This window comes from Subtercola boreus, from assembly GCF_003399625.1.
Lineage (GTDB): Bacteria > Actinomycetota > Actinomycetes > Actinomycetales > Microbacteriaceae > Subtercola > Subtercola boreus_C.
Genome location: NZ_NBXA01000026.1, coordinates 1 through 18,144 on the forward strand (window position 1 = coordinate 1; position 18,144 = coordinate 18,144).

Genomic DNA, 18,144 nt, shown 5'->3' on the forward strand with positions numbered 1-18,144 from the left:
CGTGGATCTCTCGCATCATGTCGATGACGTGCGCGTCGTCCCAGTCCCGCTTTGACACCGGGTCCCGCAACCACTTGTAGTACCCCTGAGTTGAAAGGTTCAACACCCTGCACGCCACCGCGACCGGAACCCTGACAGGGGCACCGGTCGCAGCCATTTCACGGACGAGCGGGAAGACTATTTTCCCGGCAGGTTCGCCTGCGACAAATACGCTGCCGCCCGGCGGAGAACCTCGTTCTCCTGCTCGAGCAACCGGATCCGTTTGTTCGCCTCGCGCAGCTCCCTACGATCCGCGTCGTTCGCGCCCGGACGGTTACCGTCCTCTATATCGGCACGTTTCAACCAGTTCGATAACGTGCCCTCGGAGATCCCGAAGTCCTTCGCGATCTGAGACGCGTTGCCGTGGCCCTTCCGGACCACCGCCACGACATCATCGCGGAACTCTTTCGGATATGCCTTTGCCATGACTGACATCCTTCCAGCGAGAATGAAATCTCACAGGTCAGGTGACAACCAAACCCTGGGCAGACCCCTTAGGTCAAGCTTGCGGTGCCTGAAAAGTGAGATTTGTATCGTTGCCTAGCCGTCCCGAGGCATGGCGCAGATGACGCAATTACAAGGTCGGCATCAAGCTACTGTGGAATCCGACGACGAGAGGTGCGTAGCGATGACGCTAGATGAATCATTTGCAGAGGACGTCGCGGCACGGGGGCTCGGGCCCGAGGCTTCAACCACTGAAGCACGAACTGGTCATGGCATCGAAGGTTCGTTGGACCGGCTGGGTTGAAAAGATGTTGAAAATATTCTCGAATCTTGGCTATTTCCTTATGGTTGCAGGTGCCGTATTCCTCATTATTTTCGGTGCCATATTGCTCTTCACGTCGCCACCCAACCCTCAGCAGCCAATCAACTTTGTTTGCCTAGGTGCCGTGCTTCTCGTGGCGGGGCTAATAGTCGCCGCAGCAAGGCGGCAGCGGCGGCGAAAATCCTAAGCCTCGAGTACGACCCTTTCAGGCAATCGCAACTTCGGTGGCGCCAGTGTCACAACAGCTCGCGCGGCTAGCCCCTTCTCGCGTAGCAGTGGCCGGTGTAAGGTTTCGCTTCGAAGTGGCGATATGAAATCGCAAACCGTCCAGTGCGGTCAGCGCGTCCCGATAGACAACCGACTTACTGGTGTTCTCGGGCACCAAGCGGGTCGCGTGGGTCTGGGCCTCAGCAGTGAATCGCAGGGAATGAAAGTTAGTGGCAGCCCCACTATTCCCCACGCGGCCAAATCTCAAGACCGGCTCTAGGCGGAATGTGAGCCCTGACCAGGCCTTTTAGCGTGCCCCTGGAGGGACTCGAACCCCCAACCTAATCCTTAGGACGGACTTGCTCTTCCATTGAGCTACAGAGGCTGACCGCACGAGTTTACAGCCTCCAGCACCACACGGATGCAGCGGCAGGGGCACCAAAGCAGGCGCACAGCAATCGTTCGGGTTGATGAATCACCGGAGGCGCAGCATCCAACTGCGCACCGGCGATGTTAGACAGAGAGCGTGGACGTGCCCCGCAGGGGTGCCCGAGCGCCCGAGGATCCATGAACACTCCGTTACACCCCGCCCTCCGCGGCACCGCAACGCCCGATCGCGCGCGCCTCCGCGGCACGCGCCCGAGCAGGCTCCGGATGATCGCCACGGGCATCCTCGTCGGAGCCCTCGCGATCGGCAGCACCATCCTCGGGCCGACCACCGCAGCGTTCGCCGACGACTATCCCTCGTGGGACGACGTTCAGGCGGCCCGCAGCAGCGAGAGCGCCAAGGCGGCCGAGGTCGATCGCATCAATGCGATCATCAGCGACCTGCAGCAGAAGGCCGCCGCCGCCCAGGCACTGGTCGAACAGCGGAGCGCCGAAGACGAGGCCGCGCAGGCGGCTCTGGCTGCGGGCCAGAGCAAGGCAGACTCCTTGGCTGCCAGCGCCGCGACCTGGCAGACGAAAGCCGACACGTCGAGCAGGCAGGCAGCGCTGATCGCGGCAACGTTCGCCCGGTCGGCGGGCAGCCAGAACATCACGAGCCTCCTGCTCGGCAGCAACTCGAGCGAGGCCAGCGACCTGCTCTCCCAGCTGAGCTCGATGGGCAAGCTGAGCCAGACGATCTCGGGCATCTACGACCAGGCCAAGCAGGACGCGAACACAGCGGCCTCGGTGAGCGCGCAGGCGCAGGTCGCCAAGGATGCCCTGGCCGGCCTCGCCGCGGCAGCGCAGGCCGCGCTCGAGCAGGCCGCGGCCGCACAGCGCGACCTGATCGCCGCGCTCAACGAACAGAGCGCGCACCAGGAGGAACTGAACGCCCAGCTCGCCTCCCTGCAGAGCAACGTCGCAACCACCGAGGCCCAGTACCAGGCGGGTGTGGAGGCACGGGCCGCCGCCGCCCGGGCTCAAGCCGCCGCAGCCGCCGCAGCGCGGGCAGCGAACCAGGGCGTCAGCGTCGGGCCTGTGTCGGACGACCAGCAGGCCCTCGCCCAGGAATTGATGGACTACGTCGCCAGCGGCCAGTTCCGCGGCTCCTACCCCGACCACATCTTCGAGATCTCGTACATCGCTGCGGGCCAGTCGGTGCCGAACTGCGGCATCGACACCGTCATCCTGCAGGCCATGGTGACGGCGGTGCGCGCTTTCGGGAGCGCCGCAGTGAGCGACATCAGCCGCCGCTGCACGGGCCAGATCGAGGGCGCAGGCACGGCATCCGCCCACTACCGCAATGGCGGCGGGCACGCGGTCGACTTCATCGCGGTCGGCGGCGTGGGGCTGAACGGCTCGAACAACGCCTCCATCAACCTGATCAAGACGCTCGACCCGATCATGCCCTACGGATCGGGTCTCGGGCAGCGAAACTGCCGTACGTCGGCGGGCAGCGAACCGAGCTTGAAGAACTTCTCGGACTTCTACGACACCTGCACCCATCTGCACGTCGACGACTTCTAGACACCTCTTTTACACCCGGACGCGCCGATCTGGACGAGCGACGCGCCCGGAATCCAGAGAGCAATCCAGCAAACTGTAGGCAACACGCCGGTGTGTTGCTACTGTGGACGCTGTTGTTGGTGTTATGGCTGTGACTCGTGTTACTCGTGTGACTTCCGTGACAAACGTGAACAGTCTCGAGGATCCATGTCGTCATCCCCCCGCCGCGCCGCACCCCGCCGCGCTCCGTGGAGAACCCTCGTCGTGTCGCTCGCCGTCGCCGCCCTGGCTGTGACGGCGACCATCACCGGCGGCTCACCGGTCTACGCCGACAACTACCCGAGCTGGAACGACGTTGTCGCAGCCCGGGCCAGCGAATCGTCGAAGCAGGCCGAGATCGGTCGCCTGCAGGGCCTCATCTCGGGCCTCCAGGGCCAGGTTGCCGCAGCCCAGGCCGTGGCCGACGCCGCCTGGACCGCGAACGAGGCCGCCCAGAGCGCGCTCGCCGACGGCCAGTTGAAGGCCCAACAGCTCCGCAGCCAGGCCGCCGACGCGACCGCCAGGGCGGAGACATCCCGCAAGCAGGCGGCGGCCCTGACCGCGCAGTTCGCCCGCTCGGCCGGAACAGATCTCTCGATGAAACTGCTGGTCTCCGGCGAGAAGAGCGACAACCTGCTCTACCAGCTCGGTGCCATGTCGAAGCTCGGAGACACCTCGAAGAAGGTGTTCGAGGCTGCCACGCAGGATGCGAACAACGCCTCCTCGCTGAGCGCACAGGCCGACGATGCCGAGAAGGCGCTGACCGCGCTCGCCGATGCGTCTGCGACCTCGCTCGCAGACGCCGTGAACGCGCAACAGGGGTTGAAGGCCGCCCTGCTCGAGCAGGAGGCCCACCAGGACGAGATGACGGTTCAGCTGGCCGCCCTCACCAGCAACGCGATCACCACCGAGGACCAGTACAACGCCGGAGTGGTGGCCGAACAGCAGCGGAAGCTCGCTGAGGAACAGGCGCGAGCCGCGGCCCAGGCTGCGTCCGACGCACAAGCCGCTTCGGACGCAGCGGCAGCAGCAGCAGCTGCGAATCCGGGATCGGGCAACTCGGACGGTGGTTCCTCAGGCGGTTCCAATGGTGGCGGGAGCACAGGCGGCAGCTCGCCCGCGCCGGCCCCCAAACCCGCGCCGATCGTCGACTCCCCCAGCCAGCCCTTCGACGGCAATGCCGTCGTCGCCTACGCCCAGCAGTACGTCGGCGTGGTTCCCTACGGCTGGGGCGCGAACCCCAACGACAGCTTCGGCTGCGACGGCCTCACCCAGTGGGTGTACGGCCACTTCGGCGTCAAGCTACCCCGCCTCGTGAGCGCCCAGACCGCCATGGGCGTGCGGGTCTCCTCCTCCCAGGTCAGGGCGGGTGACCTGGTCGTCTGGCCGAACGCGCACGTCGGCATCTACGACGGCCACGGCGGCGTCATTCACTCCCCCGACTGGGGTCGCTACGTGACACACAACCCCGGTCTCTGGGGCAGCTACATCTTCATCCGCATCGTCTAGGCGGGGGCAGGCAGACGTCGGGCTCCGGATGACCGACACACGATCATCCGGAGCCCCGCGCAACTACGCAGCGGGCTGCAGGTAGCCCTCCCATTCGGGCTCGGCCCGCTCGACGCCCCGCACGAACCATCCGGCGTGGTGCGGCATTCGCGGCTGGCCCCCTCGGAGCGACCAGCCCATCTCGGCCGGGGTGCGGTCGCTCTTGAGGTTGTTGCAGCGGAGGCAGCACGCCACCAGATTCTCCCAGGTGTCCTTGCCTCCCCGCGACCTCGGCTGGATGTGATCGATCGTGGTAGCCGATTTGCCGCAGTAGGCGCAACGCTGGTTGTCGCGGCGCAGAACGCCGCGGCGACTGACGGGCACCTGGCGAGAACTCGGGACCTTCACATAGCGGGTCAGCAGGATGACCGACGGCCGTTCATACGCACCGGACGACGCCCAGACAGGCGCGCCCTCATCACTCTCGACGATCTTGGCCTTGTCGTTCATGACGAGCACCAGCGCCCGTCGGAATGACACAACACCCAGCGGTTCATAGCCCGCGTTCAGTACCAGCGTTCGCATTTTCTCCCTTTCGAGACCCCTGGTCGGCTACCAGGGATTCCACGGTGCTGATATTCCGCTCAGACGCCAGGCGAGCGGGCACAAAAAAAGGCGTTGTCATGACGACAACGCCTTACCACGCAGCAGAACGCGTGTTATGTGGAAGCTGGTGAGTATTCGCACGCCGCGGAGGACGTCACCCGTGGTGGGGATGCTGCCTGCCTGGTGCACGAACTCTCCCGATGGATCGAGGAATATCAGTGCGAGAAGGCTAACAAACTCTGGCCCGAATCCCTACGCTCTGGCCACGAGCATCAGCAAGTCGTAACGGAGTGTTCACACGGGCGAGGCCCGTCATCAGCTGAGCGTCGAGCCCCTGGCACTGATGAAGTCGACGTGCAGGTGGCTGCAGGAGTCGCTGAATTCGGAGAGATTCACGAAGCCGGAACCGGATGACCGGCAACCGCTCTGGCCGACGTTGGTGTTCGGCGGCACCAACGGGTCGAGCAACCGGAGGAGCTTCATCGAGTCCGAGTCGCCCCCCGTCAGACTGTGACCGTTCAGAATGTAGAAGTCGACGGCGTGGCCGCCCCCTGAGCGGTAGTGAGGCGAGTTGGTGCCGGCACCCTCGATCTGGCCGGTGCAGAGCCGGTTGATGTCGCTGACCCCGACCTTCGAGAAGTTGTCGACTGCGACCTTGATGGTCTGGAGCACGCGGATGTCGACGCCGCAGCCATCGACGACCTGGCCGGCCGCGAGGTACCCGATCTCCTTGATGTGGTCGGGCCGGGAGCCCACGAGCTGTCCCGACGCGACGGCATCCATCAGCTGCTGGGCGAGCGCCTGCACCGCCGGAGCGACTGTCGACGGGTACGCCGCCGCCGTGATCGCGCTGCTGGAGGAGAGCTTGAGCGCCGCGGCCTGCGAGGCGGCCTGGGCCGCAGCGGCGGCTGCCAACTGCTGCGCCTTCAGCTCCTCCTGCGTCGGAGCCTGGTAGTCGTCGCGGGTGACAGCGAGTGCGGCCTGGTCGGCGCTGCTCTGGATGCTCTGCTGGCCGGCACCGAACGGAGCGGAGTCCGAGACAGGGCTGAACGCTCCCGACGTGGAGAACGCGTACGCGGGCAGCGCCATTGTGGCGATCAGGCCGAACGCTGCCGTCATGACGGCAATGTTCGCCACACGACGCTTCTTCGACGGGCGTGACCGGCCGGGCTTGGAAAGCAGCGGTCGGGCCGGCGGAACGGTGCGGACCGCCGGAAGGGGGCGGCCGACGGCCGCGGCTGCTACTGCTGGCGCCGGGCCCACCGGCAGAGCGACAAGTTCAGCTGCTGCCGGAACCGGGTTCACCGGCACGTCGGCAACCCGCGGAGGTGCAAGGTGCTGGAGCACCTCGGCCGGGATGACGGGTACGGCCGGACGCGCACCGGTGAGATGAGCGACGATCCCCGCCGGGATCTCGGTCGCCCGCCCCCCATCTGAGCGCTCGCTCAGCAGGCGCTCGTGCTCACGGCGTGCACGCCTTGTCGTTGGAACTTCTGACATGGACGGGTCTAGATACCCAGTCGCACGAAGTAGTAGCTGCCCCAGACGGGTCGGTGTTCGACGTAGCGGCCCCAGTCGGGCGAGTCGATCATCGTTCCGTCGCCGGCGTAGATGCCGACGTGGCCGATCGAGTAGATCATCAGGTCGCCGGCCTGAGCATCGGCAGCGGAGATGCGCGTGCCCATCGCTGCCTGGGCGCTGACCGTGCGGGGCAGCTTGATGCCGAACTGCCCGAACACGTACTGGGTGAGGCCATCGCATCCGAAGCTCGTGTCGGGGCTCGCTCCAGCACCGTAGGGAACGACTCCGACGAACTGCTGCGCGAAGGCGACGACAGCTTCACCGCTGTAGGGGCCCGACGGCGGGTTCACGACGACACCGCTCGACGAGGACGCGCTGGCCTTCGACGTCACCGAGGTGCTCGCCACGGAAGCGACCTTGAGCGCTGCAGCCTTCGCGGCGGCGGCGGCCGCTTCGGCCTCGACCTTCGCCTTGGCTGCCGCGAGGTCGTCCGTGCTGGGCGCCACATAGGTGTCACGGGTCACGGTCGAGTCGACAGCGGCCGCATCGACGGCAAGAGTCTGCTGGCCGGTCTGGATAGACGTCGCCGAGGTGCTCGGGTCGAACGCGCCATCGGTGCTGAACGCGTAGGCGGGAAGCGCCATCGTTGCGATCAGCCCGGCCGCGGCCGTCATGACCACGGTGCTGGCGATGCCGCGCTTCGTGATCTTGAGCGCCTTGCGGGGTTCTGCGTGGGAGACCCTGGTTCGGGTCAGGCTCTTCGGGTTCTGCTTCGACTCGGGTGAGTCGTGCAATTCGCTCGAAAGGGGCAAGATTATTTCCTCCGGCACGCTGCGGTCAGGGTCGCAGCCCCGGTTTCCAGGCGTGCTCCCCAGGGTGGGAGAGCGGCGGAACTCCGGGTTTGTCTGTGTCTTTGATTGGTTGTCTTCGTCGTACCAGAGGCTGGTTCTCGGCCCCTTGGACTTGTCCGATGGTACGGGAGAGGCTGGGCTTTGTCACCTTGAAACACGCAATTGCAACAAATTGGTAACGAAGATTGACCCCTGCGAACCAGTCTCAGATACCCACGAAGATGTGGCTCGCGACTTCATTGGGCAGTTCGAGCCCCTGGCTGAAGCCTTCGACCTCGACGAGCACGTACGAACCCGCGGCCGAGAAGGCCGCCGTGTTCCCGGGAACGACGCCGGCCTGCTTGAGCTGCAGCAGCAGTTCAGGATCGACCTGGGCGGGCTCGCCGAGACGCCGGATGATCTTGGTCTGCGCGCCCACGGCACCGTGGACGAGGGTGACGATGTTGACGACTCCGCGGGTGAAGGGGATGGCCTCGGTGTCGCCGAGCTCTTCCAGACCGGGGATCGGGTTCCCGTAGGGCGACTCGGTGGGGTGATCGAGCATCTCGAGGATGCGGCGCTCCACCTGCTCGCTCATCACATGCTCCCAGCGGCATGCCTCCTCGTGCACGAACTCCCAGTCGAGCCCGATGACATCGCTGAGCAGTCGCTCGGCGAGCCTGTGCTTGCGCATGACATGGATGGCCTTCCGCCGGCCCGGAACGGTGAGTTCGAGGTGACGGTCGGTGGAGACCACGACGAGACCGTCGCGCTCCATGCGCCCGACAGTCTGCGAGACGGTCGGGCCGGAGTGTCCGAGGCGCTCCGAAATGCGCGCCCGCAGGGGGGTGATGTTCTCTTCTTCAAGCTCGAGAATGGTTCTGAGGTACATCTCAGTGGTGTCGATCAAATCCGCCAACGGCCGCTCCTTGCTTCTCGCGCACGCAGGCTACAAGACTACTGGGCACCGATGTGGGCGGTGCACCCCGCTTCAGTAGACTTCGGTTCATGCCAACCATAGAGATTCCCCGTTCCCTCCTGCCCGCCGACGGTCGCTTCGGGAGCGGCCCGTCGAAGATCAGAACGGAGCAGCTCGCCGACCTCTCGGCTCGCGGAGCATCCATTCTCGGCACCTCCCACCGCCAGTCTCCGGTGAAGGATCTCGTGGGCTCTGTGCGCTCCGGGCTGGCCGATCTCTTCCGTATTCCCGAGGGCTACGAAGTGGTGCTCGGCAACGGCGGTTCGACGGCCTTCTGGGACGCCGCGGCGTTCGGGCTCATCCTGAACCGCAGCGAGAACCTGACGTTCGGCGAGTTCAGCTCGAAGTTCGCGGCAGCGGCCGGTGCACCATGGCTGCAGAAGCCCCACCTCGTGTCGGCTCCGGCGGGTTCGCGTGGGGAGGTCGAGATCGTCGAGGGTGTCGACGTCTATGCCTGGCCCCACAACGAGACCAGCACGGGCGTGATGGCCCCGATCACCCGCGTGCACGGCGATGCGGGCGCCCTGACCGTGATCGATGCGACGAGCGCCGCCGGCGGGATCGACTTCGAGGCCGCCGAAGCCGACGTCTACTACTTCGCCCCGCAGAAGAACTTCGCCTCGGACGGCGGAATCTGGTTCGGCCTCTTCTCACCCGCCGCGATCGAGCGGGTCGAGCAGATCGCCGCCTCGGGGCGCTACATCCCCGAGTTCCTCAGCCTGAAGAACGCGATCGACAACTCGCGCCTGAACCAGACACTGAACACGCCCGCGCTGGCGACACTGCTGCTGCTCGACAACCAGGTCTCGTGGATCAACGGCAACGGCGGTCTCAGCTGGGCTTCAGACCGCACGAAGGAGTCGACCTCTGCCGTCTACGACTGGGCCAACGCCTCCAGCTACGCCACGCCGTTCGTGCTGGATCCCGAACACCGCTCGCAGGTGGTCGCGACCATCGACTTCGACGAGAAGATCGATGCGGCCGCCATCGCGAAGGTGCTCCGCCAGAACGGGATCGTCGACACCGAGCCCTATCGGAAACTCGGCCGCAACCAGCTCCGCGTCGCCACATTCGTCTCGGTGGAACCGGATGACGTGCGTTCCCTCATCGGCTGCATCGAATACGTGGTCGACGCCCTCTAGTCCTTCCGGGCGCGCTCCGGATCCTCCGGGCGCGCTCCGGGGACTACTCCGAGCGCTCCTGGCCTTCCAGGTCTTCGATGTCGCCGGCGTCTGCGAAGTCGTCGGTGGCGTCGAAGGCGGCTCCGGCGTCGGCGTCGACGCCCGTGGCCTCCGACGCGATCAGCGGCCGAGGATCGGGTACCGGCGCCGCAGCGGCGTGCGCGTCGGCGGTTCCGCCACCGAAGCCCGGGGCGTCGAGCCCCTCCTCTGCAATGGTGTCGATGTCGATTCCGTCGCGATCCCGGTCGCGACCGATCGCCGACGGGTCGTCGTCGAGATCGTCCTCGGGGCCATCGACGTCGTCGTCATCCGGGTCGTCATCGTCGTCGTCATCATCATCGTCGTCGTCGTCGGACTCGTCGTCGGCATAGTCGTCGGTCGGATCATCCTCCGACCCAGCCGCATCGTCATCGTCGTCGTCGAACTCGCTCTCCGAGTCGTCGATCAGAGAATCCGATGTGAGCCGATCGGCCCACGGCACCCAGGCCGGAGAGAGCACAGAGCCCTCACCCGGAAGGAGTTCGACCTCCAACACCGACGGTTCGGCAGAATCGCTGCTCCGCGCGAGGGTGGCGGTCCAGTGCCAGTCCGGGTAGCCCGCCAGCTTCGACGCGAAGAAGAGGCTCAACACGTGCTCGCCCTCGACCTCGTGTCCGATGAACTCGCCGATGGTGTCGGCGGGTGTGATCTCGGCCAGCGCCGCCCGCGCCTGCTCCCGCGCGCCGAGCAGCACCGGATCCGCCTCAGGGGCGATCCCGGCCGTCAGGTCGGCCTGTTCGTCTGAGTACCCGTTCCCGGTCAACCTCAGGCGTCCAGCTCATCGGCGACCTTGCGCAGTAGCGCAGCGATCTTGCGGCTGTGGCTGGCTTCGGGGTACCGACCGCGCTTGAGGTTGGTGCCGATGCCATCCAGAACCTTCACGAGGTCTTCGACGATGACGGCCATGTCGTCGGCCGGCTTGCGGCTCAGCTTCACCATGCTCGGCGGAGCTTCGAGCACACGTACGGAGAGCGCCTGCACTCCACGCTTCCCGTCGGCGATGCCGAATTCGAGCTTCGTACCCGCTTTGACAGTCGAGCCTGCGGGCAGAGCTGACGCATGCAGGAAGACTTCCTGGCCATCGTCGGAACTGATGAAGCCGAAGCCCTTCTCTTCGTCGTAGAACTTGACCTTGCCGGTTGGCATGTGTGGATCTCCTCTAAGTCTTTTGCCGGTTTATTGCACTCCGGCCACCCCTAAGCCTATTCGCTCATCGCTGGGTGCGTAGTATCAGGAGCGTGACCAAGACAGACGCTCAACCCATTTCACGGGTCCAACGCATCCTCGCGTACATGGTTGCCAGCGCGATCGGCCTCTCCATCCTCGCGTTCCTCGCTGTCATCATCGGCACCGCCGCCGGTATGAAGGGCGACAGTTTCAGCCAGGGGGTCTGGCCCACGATCCTCGTGCTTCCGCTGTTCGGTCTGCCTCTCGCCATTGCGCTGTTCATTGCGCTCCTGGCGGTGAACCTCGTCAGACGATCCCGCGAGGCTCGTAGCTCCAGATGAGCGACACGCTCGCTCTGGCCAGCCGACTGCAGACCGAGAGCGACGACGCCCTGATCTCACTGCTGGAATCCCGCAACCTGTCCGGGCGGGACCTCCGGGACTTCTTCGACCTGGCCGACGCGCTGCTCCGGCCGGAGTCGGTCATGGATGCCCTCTCCCACCTCGACCGGCCCACCCTCGCCCTGGTGGCCGAAGGTGGCGTCCGGGTCGCTGACGCCAGCCCTCCCCTGTTGGATGCCGCCGCCGCGATGCTGCTCGCAGACGTCGACGGTGTTCTTCAGCCCTATGACAGCGTCCGCGCCGTGCTCGAGGGATGGCCCGCAGCCGGTCTTCCCTCCATCTCCGACCTCGCGGGTGTCGAGGCACCGACGGCTCCCCCGGCGCCATCCTCCGTCGAGCGGGACGGCACCGACCGCATCGCCGCCGAGAGCGCTTTCGAGACCACCGTCGCCGTGACGGAACTGACGAATGCCCTCGCCACCCTGCCTGCCCGTGAACTGGCCAAGGGCGGCCTCGCCGTGCCCGATGCCAAGCGCCTGGCCGCCGCAACGGGCCAACCGCCCGAGACGATGAACGTCATCCTGCGGGTGGCGCGGATCGCGGGCCTGGCAGCCCGCGAGAACTCGTCCTGGTTCGCCACGCCCTACTCCCGCGAATGGATGCTGCTCCCCCTCGCCGAACGCTGGGGCCGCCTGGCCTCCGCCTGGCTCAGTGCGCTCCACGAGAACGTGCGTGACGTTCTCTGCCGCCGGATCGACAGCACCTGGGGTGAGAACCTCACCGAATACCTGGAGTGGCTCTACCCGGCGGGTGGCGAGGGTCTCTCACGCCAGATCGCCGAGTTCACGGTGGATGCCGAGCGCCTCGGCATCGTCACGGCGGGCTTCGCCAGCTCCGCCGGTACCGCTCTGCTCTGCGAGAACGAGGCGGCCGCCATCCACCAGGTGGAGCTTCTGCTGCCGCCCGAGGTCGACACCGTCTACCTCCAGCACGATCTCACGATCGTCGCGCCAGGCCCCCTGAAGCCCGAGATCGACGCCACCCTCCGCCAGCTGGCCCAGGTCGAGTCCCACTCGATCGCCTCGTCGTACCGCATCTCCCAAGGCTCCATCGCTCGGGCGCTCAGTGCGGGATTCACGGCAGACAGCATCCGGAGCTTCTTGGCGAGCATCGCGCCGGGGGGCATCCCGCAGCCGCTGGAATACCTCATCGCCGAATCGAGTGCGCGCTACGGCCTCCTCCGTGCCGGAGCCCTCGAGCAGCTGGGCGCCGACCAGCCCAGGAGCTTCGTGCGCTCCGACGACATCTCCCTGCTGCACACGATCGCCGTCGACGCCAACCTCACCAGCCTCGACCTCCTCTTCGAGGGTGCTAACCGCCTGACCAGTCGTTACGACCTCGACACGGTCTACTGGATGCTCGTGGATGCCCGTTACCCGGTCATCGCCGAGGGGGCCGACGGCAACCCCGTGGCCCTCAACCGGCTGCACGTCGCCGAACCCCGCCGCCACATCACCAACGAGGTCGCCGAACAGCTGGTCAACCGGCTCCGCGGCAGCGGTGTGCGACCCGGCGCCGACACGGCGGAGGCCTGGCTCGTGCGCCAGCTCGACGTGGCGGTCAAAGGCAAGACGCCCGTCATCGTGACCGTCAGGCTGCCGAACGGCTCCGAGGTCAGTTTCCCTGTGGTGCCGACCAGTATCGGCAGCGGACGGATGCGCGGAACCGACCAGAAGGCCGGCGTCGAACGCACCCTCCCCCTCGCCAGCATCACCCAGGTGCAGCTGGCCCCCGCCGCCTCGTAGCCGCCTGCATCCCCCGCCCGGCCAGCGGAGGGGCGGGTCTGTCCCTCGAGCCACGTAAGCTTGACAGTTATGCCAGACGGACCACTGATCGTTCAGAGCGACCGCACCGTACTGCTCGAGGTCGCGCATCCACAGGCCGACAGTGCGCGCCACGAGCTCGCAGTGTTCGCTGAGCTCGAACGGGCGCCCGAGCACATCCACACCTATCGCATCACGCGCCTCGGGCTCTGGAACGCCCGGGCGGCCGGCCACACAGCCGAGGAGATCCTCGGAACGCTCGAACGCTACTCGAAGTTCCAGGTTCCGCAGTCCGTCTCCATCGACATCGCCGAGACCGTGGGCCGCTATGGGCGCCTGGTCATCGAGCGCCAGCCCGACGGTGTGCTGACGCTGCGGGCGACCGACACTGCTGTGCTGACGGAGATCGTGAAGGGGCGCCGCATCGCTCCCCTTCTACCGTCGCGGCTGTCGGATGACACGTTCGTCATCGAGCCGTGGGCGCGGGGTCAACTGAAACAGGAGCTCGTGAAGCTCGGCTGGCCGGCGGAGGACTTCGCGGGCTACACCCCCGGCACCCCGCACGAGATCACCCTCGACACGACCGACTGGCAGCTCCGCGGCTACCAGCAGGAGGCGATCGACAACTTCTTCGAGCGCGGATCGGGTGTTGTCGTGCTGCCCTGCGGCGCCGGCAAGACGCTGGTCGGCGCCGGTGCCATGGCGACCGCCAAGACCAACACGCTCATCCTCGTCACGAACACCGTCTCGGCACGCCAGTGGCGTTCGGAGCTGCTGCGCCGCACCTCTCTCACCGAGGACGAGATCGGTGAATACTCCGGCCAGGTCAAAGAGGTCAAACCGGTGACGATCGCCACGTACCAGATCCTCACCGCGAAGCGAAAGGGTGCCTACGCGCACCTGGAGCTCCTCGACGCGCTCGACTGGGGGCTTGTCGTCTACGACGAGGTGCACCTGCTTCCGGCGCCGGTCTTCAAGCTGACCGCCGACCTCCAGGCACGCCGACGGCTCGGGCTCACCGCCACGCTGGTGCGGGAGGACGGGCGGGAGGGCGACGTCTTCAGCCTCATCGGGCCCAAGCGCTTCGACGCCCCGTGGAAGGAGATCGAGGCCCAGGGCTACATCTCCCCCGCCGACTGCTTCGAGGTGCGGATCGACCTGCCCCAACAGGACAGGCTCGTCTACGCGGCGGCTTCGGATGACGAACGGTACCGGCTCGCAGCGACGGCCCCTGCCAAACTCGACGTCGTGAAAGCTCTGGTCTCGAAACATGCCGGAGAACGCATACTGGTGATCGGCCAGTACCTCGACCAGCTCGAGGAGCTCTCGGCCGAACTCGGCGTGCCGCAGCTCACCGGGTCTACCCCGATTCCGGAACGGGAGCGGCTCTACCAGGCCTTCCGCGACGGGGACGAGCCCATCCTCGTGGTGAGCAAGGTCGCGAACTTCTCGGTCGACCTGCCGGAGGCCACCGTGGCGATCCAGGTCTCGGGATCGTTCGGCTCGCGCCAGGAGGAGGCCCAGCGCCTCGGCCGGCTGCTCCGACCGAAGGAGTCCGGGCGCTCGGCGAACTTCTACACGCTTGTCGCGCGCGACACCGTGGACCAGGACTTCGCTCAGAACCGACAGCGGTTCCTCGCCGAGCAGGGCTACAGCTACACGATCCTCGACGCCGCGTCGCTGTGACCAAGCTCACAGGAAGCGTACAGCGCACCCGCAGATAATGGATTCATGACCGGACCCCGAATCCTCATCGTCGACGACGAACCCAACATCCGTGACCTGCTGACCACCAGCCTCCGATTCGCCGGCTTCGCCGTGCGCGCCGTGAGCAATGGCGCCCAGACCATATCGGCCGTTCTCGAGGAGGAGCCCGACCTCATCATCCTCGACGTGATGCTGCCCGACATGAACGGGTTCGGTGTCACCAAGCGCCTCCGCGCTGCGGGCTACACCGCGCCGATCCTCTTCCTGACGGCGAAGGACGACACCGAGGACAAGATCACCGGCCTCACAGTGGGCGGCGACGACTACGTCACAAAGCCGTTCAGCCTCGACGAGATCGTCGCGCGCATCAAGGCGATCCTCCGCCGCACGATGCAGGCCGACGAGGATGCGATCATCCGCGCCGGCGAGCTGACGATGGACCAGGACACCCATGAGGTCTTCGTCGCCGACACCGCCATCGAACTGAGCCCGACCGAGTTCAAACTGCTGCGCTACCTCATGCTGAACCCGAACCGTGTGCTGTCGAAGGCGCAGATCCTCGACCACGTCTGGGAGTACGACTTCAACGGCGACGCGGGCATCGTGGAGTCGTACATCTCCTATCTCCGCCGAAAGCTCGACCAATACTCCGACGATTCGCTGATCCAGACCAAGCGCGGATTCGGCTACATGCTGAAGGTCAGCAAGGCGTAAGGCAGGCCTTGTAGTCTTGCTCTGAAATGGCTGTCACACCTGCGACCTTCTGGGGATCGATCTCCCTCCGCACCAAGATCACGGGCGTCACCGTGCTCCTGCTGACGGTCGGACTGATCGTCGCGGGCATCGGCACCATGACCGTTCTGCGGTCCTACCTCCTGCAGCAGGTCGACAAGGGGCTCTCCGTGGGCTATGACGACGTGTCGACGTTCCTCAGCAAGGGTGCGACCAAGGATTCCTTCACGCTCGACACGGTCTCGTCGGCATCCACCGCCTACTACGTCGCCCTGCTCGGTCCCTCCGGAACGCTCACGACCAGCAACTGGGGCTCCCAGGCCTCCTCCAAACAGCCTGACCTCCAGAGCCTGACGCTGACTCCGAGCGCAGAAGCACAGGCCGAGAAGCCCATCTACGAGATCTCCTCGACCGACGGCAAGGAACAGTGGCACGCCATCGTGCTCTCCATCGGCTACCAGGACCAGACCACCGGCACGATGGTGATCGCGGCATCTCTGGACAAGACCGAGAGCATCACAACGACCTACCTCTCGATCTTCCTCGCCTTCAGCGTCGGCGTGGTGGTGCTGGGTGCGTTGCTGACGCGCCTCCTGGTGACCAGCACGTTCGCTCCCCTTCGCGCCGTCGAACGCACGGCCGCAGAGATCGCGAACGGGGACTTCAGCCAGCGCATGTCGAACGCGACTCCGAACACCGAGGTGGGCCGCCTCAACCGTTCCCTCAACACCATGCTGAGCCGCATCGACACGGCGTTCAGCGACAGGGCGAAGACCATCGACCAGATGCGCCGGTTCGTGGGAGACGCCAGCCACGAGCTCCGCACACCGCTGGTGTCGGTGCGGGGGTACGCCGAGCTCTACCGGATGGGCGCGCTGCAGACGCCCGAAGAGGTCGCCAAGGCCATGGACCGCATCGAGAAGGAGGCGATCCGGATGGGCGCCCTCGTCGAAGACCTCCTCGAGCTCGCCCGGCTCGACGAGACCCGGCCGATGAACCTGGCTCACCTCAATCTCGTACCGATCGCGGTCGATGCGGCTCTGGATGCCCGGGCCTCCAGCCCCGAGCGGGTGGTGTCGATCATCCTTCCCCGCTCCTCCCAGCCGGTGTCGCTCGCCCCGGCGGCGGAGGCCGCGACGAATCCCTACGGCATGACGATGGAGGACATCGCAGCGGAACGCGACGCCCCTGACTCGGAGAAGGCTGCCGCGGCCAGCACCCTGACCGGCCCGATCAGCTTTGCGGGTGCGACGCTGGCACGACTCCGAGGTCGTCGCCGGTCCGACGGCACCGTGCAGATCACCCCGACCGACGTCGCGCTGTCGAGCTTCGACACCCAGGAGCACGACGGCGTCGCGCCGGTCATCCTGGGAGACGAGAACAAGATCCGACAGGTCGTCGCCAACCTCATCGGCAACGCCCTCCGGTTCACCAACAACGACAGCCCGATCGAAGTGTCGGTGCAGGTCGACGAGGCGAAGCGCCTCGCCGTGCTCGACGTGATCGACCACGGCGACGGCATCCCGCCCCAGATCCGCGAGAAGATCTTCCAGCGGTTCTGGCGGGCGGATTCTTCGCGCACTCGCGAAACCGGCGGCAGCGGCCTCGGGCTCGCCATCGTCGCGTCGATCATCGCGGCCCACAACGGCACCGTCGAGGCGGTCGAGACCGCGGGTGGTGGCGCGACGTTCCGGGTCAGTCTGCCCTTGGCTGCCCCGGAGCCTGCGACTCCCACCTCGCCCGCCGCCGCGTAGCGCACCCTCCTCCTCCGCACCCGCCGCGCCGCCCCGTCGACTTTCCCGTTCGCGCCGGTGAATCGCCGAACGGACGCGCAAACGGGAAAGTCGACGAGTGGTGGCGGTGTCACTGGGCGACGAGGGCGGCGGGGGTGGGTGCGGCGGGGGTGGGTGCGGCGGGGGTTGGCGCGGGTGGGGCGGGCACGGCGGAGGCGGGCGGGGCCGCCGGCACGTCAGCGAGGGTGCGGAGGGCCGCGGTGGTGCCGCCGGCGGCGGCAGCCTCACGGCGCCACGCGACCGCCGCACGGGCGGCGGAATCCTGCTGCCAGCGCGGGTCCACCCCGATCACGACGACCGGGTCGAAGAGCGCGCCGGAAGCCCGGAAGGCGCGGTGCGCCGAACGGATGAGCGCGGCACCCCAGAGTTCAGGATGCGATACGCCCGGATCGACGATCAGGCAGCGGAGTTCGACCGGATGCACGGAGCCGGCCGGGCCCCACCAGACGCCCCGGGCGACCGGGGTCGCGCGCGGGTCGTCGTCGACGAAGGCCAGCCAGGTCCATTCGCGGCGGAGACTGCCCGACGCGATGCCGAGGCCGAATTGCTCGGAGTCGACCCATTGGATCGGGTCTCGAGTTGAGAACTGCAACAGCAACTGGTCGTCGCTGCGTTGGGATACACGGAACACGGGAGAACGTCCTTCGAGAAGAGGTGATGAGCTGGTGAGGCTCTCTCCCGAAGTGGCCGTGGGACCGCCGTGGTCGGAGGTGACCGGAGTCAGACGGTGGCCGGGAGTAGAGCCGAGATGCGAATGGCACCTGCAACGGGTGCAGGGCTGACGGTGGATGCTTCGGTGCGGCTGAAGCGCAACGCACGAGCATCGTCTGCTGGGTTCTTCATCTGGCTCACCTCCTCGGTCTCTCAAAATCTCTCTGGCAGCTGACTGCTACGGTTGCCCACGCTAGCCACGTTACTGAGCGATCCGCAACTGCTGAGGGATATATTCCCGAA

General features: G+C 66.4%; 18 protein-coding genes and 1 tRNA gene. 9 read left to right on the forward strand and 10 right to left on the reverse strand.

What is annotated here, in order from left to right; translation table 11 throughout:
- Window positions 1-177: 177 nt before the first annotated feature.
- On the reverse strand, window positions 178-465 hold the full coding sequence (locus tag B7R21_RS13395; protein WP_172592176.1) for a transposase: 288 nt from the start codon (window positions 463-465) through the stop codon (window positions 178-180).
- 287 nt (window positions 466-752) lie between these two features.
- Here B7R21_RS13395 and B7R21_RS20160 point away from each other — a divergent pair, with 287 nt between their 5' ends.
- Window positions 753-992, forward strand: a complete 240-nt coding sequence (locus tag B7R21_RS20160) for a hypothetical protein (protein ID WP_172592177.1) — start codon at window positions 753-755, stop codon at window positions 990-992.
- A gap of 333 nt (window positions 993-1,325) precedes the next feature.
- Here B7R21_RS20160 and B7R21_RS13400 read toward each other — a convergent pair.
- Window positions 1,326-1,397: transfer RNA gene (locus B7R21_RS13400), tRNA-Arg, on the reverse strand.
- Between the two features lie 182 nt (window positions 1,398-1,579).
- On the opposite strand from B7R21_RS13400, the gene B7R21_RS13405 reads away from it, so the two are divergent.
- Together B7R21_RS13405 and B7R21_RS13410 are read left to right on the forward strand one after the other, a co-directional pair.
- Window positions 1,580-2,965, forward strand: a complete 1,386-nt coding sequence (locus tag B7R21_RS13405) for a coiled-coil domain-containing protein (RefSeq protein WP_147305890.1) — start codon at window positions 1,580-1,582, stop codon at window positions 2,963-2,965.
- Window positions 2,966-3,151: 186 nt separating this feature from the next.
- Window positions 3,152-4,492: a C40 family peptidase gene (locus tag B7R21_RS13410; RefSeq protein WP_147305891.1), complete on the forward strand. Its 1,341-nt coding sequence runs from the start codon at window positions 3,152-3,154 to the stop codon at window positions 4,490-4,492.
- Window positions 4,493-4,555: 63 nt separating this feature from the next.
- On the opposite strand, the gene B7R21_RS13415 is transcribed toward B7R21_RS13410, so the two are convergent.
- The 4 genes from B7R21_RS13415 to B7R21_RS13430 form a co-directional block, all read right to left on the reverse strand.
- Entirely contained in the window at window positions 4,556-5,056 is a 501-nt protein-coding gene (locus B7R21_RS13415; protein WP_116283764.1) for an HNH endonuclease, read from the reverse strand.
- A gap of 336 nt (window positions 5,057-5,392) precedes the next feature.
- Entirely contained in the window at window positions 5,393-6,577 is a 1,185-nt protein-coding gene (locus tag B7R21_RS13420; protein WP_147305892.1) for a hypothetical protein, read from the reverse strand.
- A gap of 8 nt (window positions 6,578-6,585) precedes the next feature.
- Complete coding sequence (locus tag B7R21_RS13425) at window positions 6,586-7,410, reverse strand: C40 family peptidase (protein ID WP_147305893.1); 825 nt, start codon at window positions 7,408-7,410, stop codon at window positions 6,586-6,588.
- 244 nt (window positions 7,411-7,654) lie between these two features.
- A complete protein-coding gene (locus B7R21_RS13430; RefSeq protein ID WP_116283767.1) occupies window positions 7,655-8,347 on the reverse strand; it encodes a metal-dependent transcriptional regulator in 693 nt (230 codons plus the stop codon).
- An 89-nt stretch (window positions 8,348-8,436) separates the two neighbouring features.
- On the opposite strand from B7R21_RS13430, the gene serC reads away from it, so the two are divergent.
- Window positions 8,437-9,549 carry a phosphoserine transaminase gene (gene serC / locus B7R21_RS13435; protein WP_116283768.1) on the forward strand — a complete coding sequence of 371 codons (1,113 nt, stop codon included), beginning with the start codon at window positions 8,437-8,439 and terminating at the stop codon, window positions 9,547-9,549.
- 43 nt (window positions 9,550-9,592) lie between these two features.
- Here serC and B7R21_RS13440 read toward each other — a convergent pair whose 3' ends face one another.
- Both B7R21_RS13440 and B7R21_RS13445 read right to left on the reverse strand, forming a co-directional pair.
- Window positions 9,593-10,390 carry a DUF3027 domain-containing protein gene (locus tag B7R21_RS13440; RefSeq protein ID WP_216364239.1) on the reverse strand — a complete coding sequence of 266 codons (798 nt, stop codon included), beginning with the start codon at window positions 10,388-10,390 and terminating at the stop codon, window positions 9,593-9,595.
- Window positions 10,391-10,392: 2 nt separating this feature from the next.
- Window positions 10,393-10,773: a cold-shock protein gene (locus B7R21_RS13445; protein WP_116283770.1), complete on the reverse strand. Its 381-nt coding sequence runs from the start codon at window positions 10,771-10,773 to the stop codon at window positions 10,393-10,395.
- A gap of 92 nt (window positions 10,774-10,865) precedes the next feature.
- Between B7R21_RS13445 and B7R21_RS13450 the strand changes: the two genes are divergently transcribed.
- The 5 genes from B7R21_RS13450 to B7R21_RS13470 all read left to right on the forward strand — a co-directional run bounded on the left by B7R21_RS13450 (window position 10,866) and on the right by B7R21_RS13470 (window position 17,151).
- Entirely contained in the window at window positions 10,866-11,135 is a 270-nt protein-coding gene (locus B7R21_RS13450) for a multidrug ABC transporter ATPase (RefSeq protein ID WP_116283771.1), read from the forward strand.
- Complete coding sequence (locus tag B7R21_RS13455) at window positions 11,132-12,940, forward strand: helicase-associated domain-containing protein (RefSeq protein WP_116283772.1); 1,809 nt, start codon at window positions 11,132-11,134, stop codon at window positions 12,938-12,940. The genes B7R21_RS13450 and B7R21_RS13455 overlap by 4 nt, the downstream gene beginning before the upstream one ends.
- Before the next feature lie 69 nt (window positions 12,941-13,009).
- Complete coding sequence (locus B7R21_RS13460; protein WP_116283773.1) at window positions 13,010-14,644, forward strand: DNA repair helicase XPB; 1,635 nt, start codon at window positions 13,010-13,012, stop codon at window positions 14,642-14,644.
- Window positions 14,645-14,689: 45 nt separating this feature from the next.
- Window positions 14,690-15,379 carry a response regulator transcription factor gene (locus tag B7R21_RS13465; RefSeq protein WP_116283774.1) on the forward strand — a complete coding sequence of 230 codons (690 nt, stop codon included), beginning with the start codon at window positions 14,690-14,692 and terminating at the stop codon, window positions 15,377-15,379.
- Window positions 15,380-15,405: 26 nt separating this feature from the next.
- A complete protein-coding gene (locus tag B7R21_RS13470) occupies window positions 15,406-17,151 on the forward strand; it encodes a sensor histidine kinase (RefSeq protein WP_116283775.1) in 1,746 nt (581 codons plus the stop codon).
- Window positions 17,152-17,260: 109 nt separating this feature from the next.
- Here the strand turns inward: B7R21_RS13470 and B7R21_RS20165 are convergent, their stop codons facing one another.
- On the reverse strand, window positions 17,261-17,821 hold the full coding sequence (locus B7R21_RS20165) for a hypothetical protein (RefSeq protein ID WP_172592178.1): 561 nt from the start codon (window positions 17,819-17,821) through the stop codon (window positions 17,261-17,263).
- Window positions 17,822-17,910: 89 nt separating this feature from the next.
- Window positions 17,911-18,033 carry a hypothetical protein gene (locus B7R21_RS20895; RefSeq protein ID WP_301182566.1) on the reverse strand — a complete coding sequence of 41 codons (123 nt, stop codon included), beginning with the start codon at window positions 18,031-18,033 and terminating at the stop codon, window positions 17,911-17,913.
- Window positions 18,034-18,144: the final 111 nt, after the last annotated feature.

Coding starts and splice junctions, on each gene's coding strand:
- B7R21_RS13395 (WP_172592176.1), bottom strand. CDS start 465: ATGGCAAAGGCATATCCGAAAGAGTTCCGCGATGATGTCGTGGCGGTG.
- B7R21_RS20160 (WP_172592177.1), top strand. CDS start 753: ATGGCATCGAAGGTTCGTTGGACCGGCTGGGTTGAAAAGATGTTGAAA.
- B7R21_RS13405 (WP_147305890.1), top strand. CDS start 1,580: ATGAACACTCCGTTACACCCCGCCCTCCGCGGCACCGCAACGCCCGAT.
- B7R21_RS13410 (WP_147305891.1), top strand. CDS start 3,152: ATGTCGTCATCCCCCCGCCGCGCCGCACCCCGCCGCGCTCCGTGGAGA.
- B7R21_RS13415 (WP_116283764.1), bottom strand. CDS start 5,056: ATGCGAACGCTGGTACTGAACGCGGGCTATGAACCGCTGGGTGTTGTG.
- B7R21_RS13420 (WP_147305892.1), bottom strand. CDS start 6,577: ATGTCAGAAGTTCCAACGACAAGGCGTGCACGCCGTGAGCACGAGCGC.
- serC (WP_116283768.1), top strand. CDS start 8,437: ATGCCAACCATAGAGATTCCCCGTTCCCTCCTGCCCGCCGACGGTCGC.
- B7R21_RS13445 (WP_116283770.1), bottom strand. CDS start 10,773: ATGCCAACCGGCAAGGTCAAGTTCTACGACGAAGAGAAGGGCTTCGGC.
- B7R21_RS13455 (WP_116283772.1), top strand. CDS start 11,132: ATGAGCGACACGCTCGCTCTGGCCAGCCGACTGCAGACCGAGAGCGAC.
- B7R21_RS13460 (WP_116283773.1), top strand. CDS start 13,010: ATGCCAGACGGACCACTGATCGTTCAGAGCGACCGCACCGTACTGCTC.
- B7R21_RS13465 (WP_116283774.1), top strand. CDS start 14,690: ATGACCGGACCCCGAATCCTCATCGTCGACGACGAACCCAACATCCGT.
- B7R21_RS13470 (WP_116283775.1), top strand. CDS start 15,406: ATGGCTGTCACACCTGCGACCTTCTGGGGATCGATCTCCCTCCGCACC.
- B7R21_RS20895 (WP_301182566.1), bottom strand. CDS start 18,033: ATGAAGAACCCAGCAGACGATGCTCGTGCGTTGCGCTTCAGCCGCACC.